Annotated in this window: 7 protein-coding genes; all 7 read right to left on the reverse strand. The window is 72.3% G+C overall.

Annotated elements, in window-relative coordinates:
• Positions 1 to 40: 40 nt before the first annotated feature.
• A complete protein-coding gene (locus tag AR3_RS21965) occupies positions 41 to 886 on the reverse strand; it encodes a sugar phosphate isomerase/epimerase family protein (RefSeq protein WP_174545473.1) in 846 nt (281 codons plus the stop codon).
• Between the two features lie 66 nt (positions 887 to 952).
• Positions 953 to 3,487, reverse strand: coding sequence for a PQQ-dependent sugar dehydrogenase (locus AR3_RS21970; RefSeq protein WP_067916407.1), 2,535 nt, complete (start codon positions 3,485 to 3,487; stop codon positions 953 to 955).
• 251 nt (positions 3,488 to 3,738) lie between these two features.
• Positions 3,739 to 4,941, reverse strand: a complete 1,203-nt coding sequence (locus tag AR3_RS21975; protein ID WP_067916409.1) for a Gfo/Idh/MocA family protein — start codon at positions 4,939 to 4,941, stop codon at positions 3,739 to 3,741.
• A 47-nt stretch (positions 4,942 to 4,988) separates the two neighbouring features.
• A complete protein-coding gene (locus tag AR3_RS21980) occupies positions 4,989 to 6,050 on the reverse strand; it encodes an ABC transporter substrate-binding protein (RefSeq protein ID WP_067916411.1) in 1,062 nt (353 codons plus the stop codon).
• Positions 6,051 to 6,138: 88 nt separating this feature from the next.
• Complete coding sequence (locus AR3_RS21985) at positions 6,139 to 7,323, reverse strand: ABC transporter permease (RefSeq protein ID WP_227023287.1); 1,185 nt, start codon at positions 7,321 to 7,323, stop codon at positions 6,139 to 6,141.
• Positions 7,320 to 8,858 (reverse strand): sugar ABC transporter ATP-binding protein, encoded by a 1,539-nt coding sequence (locus AR3_RS21990; protein ID WP_067916413.1) that lies wholly within the window; start codon positions 8,856 to 8,858, stop codon positions 7,320 to 7,322. The genes AR3_RS21985 and AR3_RS21990 overlap by 4 nt, the downstream gene beginning before the upstream one ends.
• Before the next feature lie 254 nt (positions 8,859 to 9,112).
• Positions 9,113 to 9,966 (reverse strand): ROK family protein (locus AR3_RS21995; RefSeq protein WP_067916423.1); only part of this gene is annotated, 854 nt, incomplete at its 5' end.

Below are 9,966 nucleotides of genomic sequence, written 5' to 3' on the forward strand. Positions count from 1 at the left end.
GGCGCGGGCACCGCCCGGCCACGGCCTGCGTGCGCTTCGGTCACTTCGGGAACCGGACGGCGCGCAGGTAGTCGTATCCGACCTTGGCCGTGTGCAACGGCGCCGTCGGCTCGTCGTGCTCGACGATGTACTCCAGGACCCCCGCCTCTCGGGAGTGGGAGAAGATCCGCGGGAAGTCGATGGTCCCGGTGCCGAGGTCGGCGAACGAGCCGTCGGCCGCGCGGTCCTTGACGTGGTACTGCAGGATGCGGTGCCGGTTGGCGTGGATGAGCTCCACGGGGTCGCGGCCTCCGGTGACCGCCCAGTACAGGTCCAGCTCCAGGTGGACGTAGCGGTGGTCGGTGCGGGAGGTGAGGATGTCCCACGGCACCTCGCCGGTGGGCAGCGCCTGGAACTCGTGCGCGTGGTTGTGGTAGCCGAAGCGCAGCCCGTACCTGCAGGCGAGCCGTCCCGCCTCGTTGAGGTCGTCGGCCAGCTTCTTCCACTCGTCGGCCGTGGAGAACTGCGCCCACGCCACGACCGCGAAGCGCTGCCCCAGCGTGCGGCAGTCCTCGAACACCGGGTTCATGTCCTCGGCGAGGGAGACGTGCCCGGACGTGGCGCGCAGGCCGTAGCGGTCGAGGATCCGCCGGAACTCCGCCGCGGTGCGGCCGTGGGTGCCGGCGAGCTCGACCTTGCGGTAGCCGATCTCGGCGAGGGCGCGCAGCGTCCCCTCCAGGTCCTGCGACAGGACGTTGCGCAGCGTGTAGAGCTGGATGCTGATGGCGCCGCGCGGCACCCGACCGCGGCCGCCGCCTGCGGCGTGCGCGGTGCCGGGAAGGGCGGCGAGGCCGAGTCCGAGCGCGGCGGCGCCGCCCAGCAGGGTACGGCGGTTGATCTCGTGCACTGCGGGTCCCCTTTCGGAGGGCGGGCCCCGTCCCGCCGCTCGGGGACGGCGGGACGGGGCGAGGGGTCACGAGGTGGTGAAGGTGAACTGGTCGATCTCGAACAGGTCTCCGGCGCCGCCCTTGAAGACGAGGTAGATCTTCCCCGCCTGCTTGGGCGCCTTGGCGACGGCGGCGGTCACGTCGGTGAAGGTGGAGCCGTCCCAGTCGGGTCCGCCGGCCACCTTCGCCGTGGCCAGCAGCCTCCCATCGGGCGCCCCGGCCCGCAGCTCGATCGTGCCGCCGGCGCCGCCGGCGGACACCCGCGCAGTGAACTCGGCGGCGTCGCCGAGCCAGTACGGCTCGAACATGATCCAGTCGCCGTTCTGGATGTCGCCGACCGTGGCGGCGCCGTGCGCGGCGGGCCGGTTCACCTGCGTCACGCCGGACTGCTCCTTGTAGTGCTCGGCCTGCCGGGTCCTGGGCTGGGTGATCACCAGGTCGGTCCCCCGCAGCGCCGGCACGCCCTCGGGGCCGCCGCCGTCGGTGTACTCGGCCGCCCACACACCGTAGGTGTTCTCGGTCGGGCCGTGGTCGCCGTCGCGCGGGGTCTGGACGGTGCCCGAGCAGCCGGTCGCTTCGGCGAGCCCGTGCTGGTGCGTGTTGTGCCCCAGCAGGTACGTCAGTTTGACCTTGCTGCAGTCGACGCGCTCGTCCGGGTCCTTCACGCGGATCCGGTACGGGACGCTGTCGCCGAAGTCGACCAGCTGGCCGTCCCGCGGCAGTTCCAGGGTGACCGTTGGCGCGGTGTTGCCGACCGTGACCACCAGGCTGTCGGTGGCGCTCTTGCCGCTCTCGTCAGTCACCGTGAGCGTAGGCGTGTACTGCCCGCGCTTCTTGTACTTGTGCGTGGGGTTCGGGGCGGTGGACGTAGTGCCGTCGCCGAAGTCCCACTTGTAGGTCAGCTTCGTGCCTTCGGGGTCATGCGTGCCCTCGGAGGAGAAGCGCACCTTCAGTGGTCTTCCGCCGGAGGTGCGGTCGGCGCTGACGTTGACCTCGGGACGGCGCCCGGTCGTCCCGATGTACTCGAAACGGAACAGCCCGGCGTGATCGTCCTGGGCGAAGTAGGACTCGGCGTAGGTCAGGACGTACAGCGCGCCGTCCGGGCCGAACTCCAGGTCCATGATCTTGTAGCCCAGCGGCCAGGGGAACGGCGACACGGTGCCGGGCGACCCGTCCTCGTTCACCTGGACGGTCTTGATCCAGCGGCGTTCGAACTCGCCGATGAACGCCAGCCCGTCGTACTCCTCGGGGAACTTGATCTGGGACGGGGAGTCGGGGTCGTAGTGGTAGACGGGCCCCATCATCGGGGACTCCGACTGCGAGCAGCCATCCGGCGGGTTCATGTCGGGGTTGTCGCAGCCGCTGTAGCGGATCCACGCGGGAACGGGCTTGGGCAGCTGCGTCAGCCCGGTGTTGTTCGGGGAGTCGTTCGTCGGCCCGTTCTGGCAGTCGAACTTGGGCCCGATCGTGCCGGTGGCGAAGTCGTAGTCGGCGTAGGTGTCGCCGGGGGTGTTGAGGCCCGTGCAGTACGGCCAGCCGTAGAAGCCCGGCCCGGTCACCCGGTTGAACTCGACCTGCCCCTTCGGTCCGCGCCTCGGGTCGGCGTCGTCGCCCCGGTCGGGCCCGTAGTCGCCGAGGTAGACGGCGCCGTTGCGGTGATCGACCGAGATCTTGAACGGGTTGCGGAAGCCCATCGCGTAGATCTCGGGACGGGTCTTGTCGGTGCCCGGCGGGAACATGTTCCCCTCCGGGATCGAGTAGGTGCCGTCCTCGTTGACCTTGATGCGCAGCAGCTTGCCGCGCAGGTCGTTGGTGTTGGCCGAGGTGCGCTGGGCGTCGAACGCGGGGTTGCGGTTGGGACGCTCGTCGATCGGCGTGTAGCTGTCGGACTGGAACGGGTTGGTGTCGTCGCCGGTGGCCAGCAGCAGGTTGCCGTCGGCGTCGAACTCGATGTCGCCGCCGACGTGGCAGCACAGGCCGCGGTCGGTCGGCACCTGCAGGATCTTCTGCTCGCTGGCCATGTCGAGCTGGTTGGACTCGGTCAGCTTGAACCGGGAGAGCTGGTTGTAGCCCTTGAACGGTTCGAAGTCGGCGGGGTCGCCCGACTCCGGGGCGTCGCCGAGCGGGGTGTCCAGCCGCGGGGCGTAGTACAGGTACACCCACCGGTTCTCGGCGAAGTCGGGGTCGATCGCGACGCCCTGCAGGCCGTCCTCGTCATGGGTGTAGACGTTCAGCCGGCCCGCGACCGAGGTGCGGCCGTTGGCGTCGGTGATCCGCAGCATGCCGTCGCGCGACGTGTGCAGCACCGAGCCGTCGGGGAGGGGCTCGAAGGAGATCGGCTCGCCGACCTCGTCGGGCCCCTGCGCCAGCGTGTACGGGTAGAAGTGGTCGTCGGGCGCCGCCGCGGCCGGGGCCGCCCGCACGACCGGGGCGGCCAGCGCCGCGACCGTGGCGACGGCGGTCGCGATCGCGGTGACGACGCGGCGGCCGCGGCGGGAGCGGTCACGGGGGGTACGGGCGGAATCGGGGTGCGCAGGGCCTGGAGGGGTGGGTTTCTCCATGCCTTCTTCCTCCTCGCCGGGGAGAGCGAACGGATCCGCTGAACTGCGGTCTCGGGTGGCGTCCTCCTCTCGGTGGTCCCGGAAGCCGAAGAAGCGGTCCGGGGCGCGGGCGGGCTTGCCCGGGGGGCGATCCGGGGCCCGCCCGCGCGTGCGCAGTACGTGCGGAATCTCGGGGGAGGAGGCCGGCCATGGGGTCATGCGCCGGCCCGGGCATGTGTCCGCAGACCGCCGCGCGGGCAGGTCGTGCCCGGCTACGCGGTCGGCTGAGGGTCTTCGATGGGGGTCCAGCCGCTGCCGGAGGCTGCGCTGCGCGCGACCGCGTCCAGCACCCGCTGGACCTGCAGCCCGTCCTCGAAGGAGGGCTCCGGGTCGGTGCCGTCGGCGATCGCGGTGAGCAGGTCGGCGACCTGGTGGGTGAAGGTGTGCTCGTATCCGAGCCCGTGCCCGGGGGGCCACCAGGCGCCCGCGTACGGGTGCTCGGGCTCGGTGACCAGGATCCGGCGGAACCCGGCGGTGGCGGTCTCGCCGGTCCCGTCGTAGAACCACAGCTCGTTCATCGCCTCGAAGTCGAACGCCAGGCTGCCCGCCGAGCCGTTGATCTCGATCCGCAGCGCGTTCTTGCGTCCGTTGGCGAAGCGGGTCGCCTCGAAGGAGGCCAGCGCTCCCCCGGCGGTGCGGCCGATGAACAGCGCCGCGTCGTCGACGGTCACCGGGCCGCGCGCGGCGCCGCCCTCCGCCGTGGCGTCCAGGCCCGCCGCGTCGGCCGCCAGCGGACGCTCCTTGACGAACGTCTCGGTGATCGCGGTGACGCCGACGAGCCGGTCTCCGGTGATGAACTGCGCGGTGTCGATGATGTGCGCGCCGATGTCGCCGAGGGCGCCGGACCCGGCCTTCTGCGCGTCCAGCCGCCACACCAGCGGGAACTCGGGGTCGACGATCCAGTCCTGCAGGTACTGGGCGCGGATGTGGTGGATGCGGCCGAGGCGGCCCTCCGCCACCAGCCGCCGCGCGAGCGCGACGGCCGGGACCCTGCGGTAGTTGAAGCCGACCATGGCGCGCACGCCGCGGGCGCGGGCGGCCCGGGCCGCCGCGACCATCGTCTCGGCCTCGGCGACGCTGTTGGCGAGCGGCTTCTCGCACAGGACGTGCTTGCCCGCCTCCAATGCCGCCACCGCGATCTCGGCGTGGGAGTCGCCCGGGGTGCAGATGTCGACGAGCTGGACGTCGTCGCGGCGCAGCAGTTCCTTCCAGTCGGTCTCCACCGCCGCCCAACCCAGCGCGGCCGCCGCCGCGGCGGCCCGTTCCCGGGACCGGCCGGCCAGCGCCGCCATCACGGGCGTGTACGGCGGGTCGAAGAACGCCGCGACGCTGCGCCACGCCTGCGAGTGGGCGCGGCCCATGAAGGCGTGGCCCACCAGTCCGACGCCGAGGGTGGGCTTGCGGTCTCCAGTCATCTGTGTTCCCCCTGTCAAGGCACTGCGGGGCGGGGCCTGCCCGCCGGTCAGGACTCGAAGCCGAGCGGCAGGTACTGGTCGACGTTCTCCCTGGTGATCGTCTCGGAGGCCAGCGTGATCGACTGCGGCACCTGCCGTTCCACCAGGTCGGCCATGCCCTTCCCCTGCGCGATCAGCCGGGCGATGCGGATCGCGGAGGAGGCCATGGTCGGGCTGTAGGTGACGGTGGCCTCCAGCACCCCGCCGTTCTTGATCTCACGCATGGCGTTGGCCGAGCCCGCGCCGCCGACCATGAAGAACTCGTCGCGGTTCGCCTGCTTGATGGCGGCGAGCACGCCCACGCCCTGGTCGTCGTCGTGGTTCCAGATCGCGTCGATCTTCTTGTGCGCCTGCAGCAGGTTGCTGGCGACCTGGTTGCCGGTCTCCACGGTGAACTTCGCGTCCTGCTTGGCGGTCACCGTGAAGCCGTAGGTCTTCAGCGCGTCGGCGAAGCCCTTGCTGCGCTCCTGGGTGAGCGGCAGCGTGGCGATGCCCTGGATCTCCAGGATCACCGGATCGGTCACGCCCTTGGACTTGAGCTTCGAACCGATGTAGTGCCCCGCGGCCACGCCCATGCCGTAGTTGTCGCCGCCGATCCAGGTGCGGTACGAGAGCTTGTCGGGGAAGACCCGGTCCAGGTTGACGACGGGGATGCCGGCGTCCATGGCCTTGCGGGCGACCTGGTTGAGCTGCTCGCCGTCGTTGGGGAGGATCACCAGCACGTCGACCTTGCGGGAGATCAGCGACTCGACCGCCGAGATCTGCTGGTTGATGTCGTTGGTGGGCTCCACGGCCTGGAAGTCGACGTCGGAGTACTGCTTGGCCTGCGCCTCGGCGTTCTTGGCGATGGCGGCGATCCAGCCGTGGTCGGCCTGCGGCGCGGAGAAGCCGATGGTGACCCGCTTGCCCGGCTTGTCGTTGTCGCCCCCGGAGGCCACGTTCTGCTGGCCCGAGGACCCCTTGTCGTCGCCGGGATCGTTGCTGGTGCACGCGGCGGCGAGGGCGCCGGCGCCGACCACCGCGCCGCCGAAGAGGAATCCCCTGCGGTTGAGGCGGCTGCTGTCTGCCATTGTCGCTCCTGGTTTGCGGGGAGGTTCGGGATGGGATGAGGGCACGCCCGGGGTGCGGACGGGTGCGTCGCCGGGTGCGGCGCGGGCGCTAGGTGCGCGCTTCGAGGCCGCGGCGCTGCAGCAGCACGGCGGCGACGATGATCGCGCCCTTGGCGATGAGCTGGTCGCTGGTGTCCAGCCCGTTGAGGATGAACAGGTTCGTGATGACCGTGAAGACGAGCAGGCCCAGGATCGACCCGACCAGCGTGCCGCGGCCGCCGGTCAGCAGGGTGCCGCCGATGATGACCGCGGCGATGGCGTCCAGCTCGTACAGGTCGCCGTGGGTGCTGGAGCCGGTGGTGGTGCGGGCCATGATGATGATCGCGGCGATGCCGCAGCACAGCCCGGACAGCGCGTACAGCAGCAGGGTGTGCCGTTTGACGTCGATGCCCGCGAGCCGGGCCGCCTCGGGGTTGCCGCCGACGGCGAAGGTGCGGCGGCCGAAGGTGGTGCGGTTGAGCAGCACCCACCCGGCGACGGCCACCGCCGCGAAGATGAACACCACCAGCGGCAGGCCGAGCACCCGCGTGGTGGACAGCGCCTCGATCGCGTCGTTCTCCGGCCGCACCAGCTGGGTCTTGCGGTCCGAGATCCGCTGGGCCAGGCCGCGCGCGGCGACCAGCATGGCCAGCGTGGCGATGAACGGGACCATCCTGCCGTAGGCGATCAGCAGTCCGTTGACCAGCCCGGCGCCGGTGCCGACGAGGATCGCGCACATCGCCATCACCCCCGGTCCGTAGGACTGGGTGGCCACCGTCGTCGCCCACACCGACGCCAGCGCCATCACCGCGCCGACCGACAGGTCGATGCCCCCGCCGATGATCACGAAGGTCATGCCGACGGTGATGACGCCGATGGTGGCGGCCAGCGACAGGATGCTGACCAGGTTGTCGGAGGTGGCGAAGTTGTCCGGCTTGGTGATCAGGCCGATCAGCGCCAGCAGCACCAGCGCGGCGACCAGCCCGATGTGCCTGCTCTCGGCCACCCGGGCCAGGCCGGCCGGCAGCGGCGGCCGGCCCTTCGCGCGCGGGACGCCGGTCCTCGCCGCGGCCGCCTCCACCCGCGCCTGCTCGTCGGACGGCGGCCGGTCGTCCGCCGTCGCGTCGATCGCCGCCGTGTCGGCCATCGTGTCGGCCGCCGTGTCGGCCACTGTGTCGGCCGTCGTGTCGGCCGTCGTATCTGCCGCCGTGGCGTCCGCCGGACGGGCGCCGCCGGGTCCCTTCGGCTCGGTCATGGCGTCCCCACCGCGCCCATGGCGCTCCCTTCCATGATCATGTTCAGTACGGACTCCTCGTCCAGCTCGGCGCCGGGGGCCTCGTGGATGATCCGGCCCTCCCGCAGCACCAGCACCCGGTCGGCCAGGCCCAGCACCTCCGGCACCTCGCTGGACACCAGCAGGACGGCGATGCCCTCGTCGGCGAGCCGCCTGATCACCCCGTACAGCTCGGCGCGGGCGCCGACGTCGACGCCGCGGGTGGGCTCGTCGAGCAGCAGCAGGCGGCGGCCGTCCAGCAGCCAGCGGGCCAGGACGACCTTCTGCTGGTTGCCGCCCGACAGCGTGCGGACCTCGCGCCGGGGGTCGCGCGGGCGCACGTCCAGGGCCTCCAGCTGCCGCTCGACCTCGGCGAGCTCGCGCCGCCGGTCCAGCCAGCCCAGCGAGGAGAAGCGGCGCAGCCCGGCCAGGCTGACGTTGCGCGCCACCGACTCCTCCAGCAGCAGCGCCTGCGCCTTGCGCTCCTCGGGCGCCAGCCCCATGCCGAGCCGGACGGCGGCGGTGGTGCTCGCCCCCTTCACCGGACGCCCGTCCAGCAGCACCCGGCCCGCGGCGGGGCGGCGCGCGCCGTAGACGGCCTCGAGGATCTCCGAGCGGCCCGACCCGACCAGCCCGGCCAGGCCGACGATCTCGCCCGCGCGCACGCTGAAGGACACGTCGTGGAAGTGCCCGGGGAGCGTCAGGCCCTCGACGCGCAGCACCTCGGGCGCGTCCTCGCGCGGCGGGCGGCGCTCGGGGAAGACGTACTCGACGGTGCGGCCGGTCATCAGCGTCACGATCCGCGAGGTGGGGGTGCGGTCGGCGGGCAGGCCGACGGCGACGGTGCGCCCGTCCTTGAGCACGGTGACCCGGTCGCCGATCTCGCGGATCTCCTCCAGCCGGTGGGAGATGTAGATGACGGCGACGCCGGCGGCGGTCAGCTCCCGGATGATGCGGAACAGGTTGGCGACCTCGTCGTGGGCGAGCGCGGCCGACGGCTCGTCCATGATGATCAGCCGGGCGTCGTGGGAGAGCGCCCGCGCCATGCTGACCACCTGCCGGCCCGCGGCGGGCAGCCGCCCCACCTCGGCGGTGGGCGGGATCTCGCCGTGGCCGAGCCGCTCCAGCAGGCGCCGCGCGGCACGGTTCATCTGGCCGCGCCGGGTGAAGCCGAACCGGGCCGCCTCGTGCCCCAGGAAGATGTTGTCGGCCACCGACAGCCCGTCCACCAGGTCGAGCTCCTGGTAGATCGTCGCGATGCCGAGCCGCATCGCGTCGGTCGGCCCGGCCAGCCGCACCGGGCGCCCGTCGAAGCGGATCTCGCCGGCGTCCGGCTGGTGCGCCCCCGCCAGCACCTTGATCAGCGTGGACTTGCCCGCGCCGTTCTGCCCCAGCAGGCAGTGCACCTCGCCCGCGCGCACCGTCAGGTCGACACCGTCGAGCGCCCGCACGCCGGGGAACTCCTTGACGATGCCGCTCATGACGAGCAGGGGGCCGCCGTTCGCGGTGGTCTCCATGCGCGCCGCTCCTTCCGGGGGCTGGGCTGGGGGCCTGGCGCGAAGGTACCCACTTTTGATGTCTTTGAGAAGACCTTTGCTCGAGGTGCGTTCAGCTTTCGACGTTGAAAGGACAAACTTTCGCGCGCGCTCGCCGCGTGACGCATGGCGAGGAGACCAGCCGGGGCGCGCCGCCGCCGCGGCCGGCCCCGACGGGCGGCCGACCGCGGCGGCCGGCAGGCGGGAAGGGGAGGGGCGGGACGCGTTCGCGCCGGTCAGGCCGTGGAGAAGACCTGATCGCTGATCATCCGGGCGGCGCCGATGACGCCCGCGGTGGACTCCAGCTCCGACAGCACGATGGGCAGGTTGCCGGTGGCCAGCGGGGCGGACCTGCGGTAGACGACGCTGCGGATCTCGGCGAGCAGGGTGTGGCCGAGCCCGGCCACGCCGCCGGCGATGATGACCAGTCCGGGGTTGAAGAAGCTGACCAGGCTGGCCAGGACCTGGCCGACGCGGCGGCCGCCCTCGCGGATCATCTCCACCGCCACCGGGTCGCCGGCCTGCGCGGCGGCGGCCACGTCCGCGGCGGTGACCTCGCCCGCCTCGGCCAGCCGCTCGGCGAGGAACGGCGAGCGGGCCGAGCGCGCGGCGACGAGGGCGTCGCGGGCCAGCGCGGCGCCGCCGAAATAGGCCTCCAGGCACCCGATGTTGCCGCAGGCGCACACCGGCCCGTCGTCGTCGACGCGGATGTGCCCGATGTCGCCCGCGCAGCCGGACACCCCGCGGTAGATGGCGGAGTTGACCACGATGCCGCAGCCGATGCCCGTGCCGATCTTGACGAGCAGGAAGTCCTCGACCGACCGGGCCAGGCCCGCGTGCAGCTCGCCGAGCGCCATGATGTTGACGTCGTTGTCGACGAGCACGGGGCAGCCGAGCTCGCGGCTGACGACCTCGCGCACCGGGTAGCGGTCCCAGCCCGGCATGATCGGCGGGGCGACCGGGACGCCCTCGCGGAAGCTGACCGGGCCGGGCACCCCGACGCCGGCGCCGTGGATCTCCTCGTACAGGCCCTGCTCGCGCAGTTTGCCGAGCAGCTCCAGGGCGCGCTCGAGCACGGCCTCGGGGCCCC

Origin of the sequence: Actinomadura rubrobrunea NBRC 15275, assembly GCF_001552235.1 — a bacterium.
Taxonomy (GTDB): domain Bacteria; phylum Actinomycetota; class Actinomycetes; order Streptosporangiales; family Streptosporangiaceae; genus Spirillospora; species Spirillospora viridilutea.

Bases quoted from the DNA above. Each gene is read 5' to 3' on its own strand.
- AR3_RS21970 (WP_067916407.1), bottom strand. From the start codon at position 3,487: ATGGAGAAACCCACCCCTCCAGGCCCTGCGCACCCCGATTCCGCCCGT.
- AR3_RS21975 (WP_067916409.1), bottom strand. From the start codon at position 4,941: ATGACTGGAGACCGCAAGCCCACCCTCGGCGTCGGACTGGTGGGCCAC.
- AR3_RS21980 (WP_067916411.1), bottom strand. From the start codon at position 6,050: ATGGCAGACAGCAGCCGCCTCAACCGCAGGGGATTCCTCTTCGGCGGC.
- AR3_RS21985 (WP_227023287.1), bottom strand. From the start codon at position 7,323: ATGACCGAGCCGAAGGGACCCGGCGGCGCCCGTCCGGCGGACGCCACG.
- AR3_RS21990 (WP_067916413.1), bottom strand. From the start codon at position 8,858: ATGGAGACCACCGCGAACGGCGGCCCCCTGCTCGTCATGAGCGGCATC.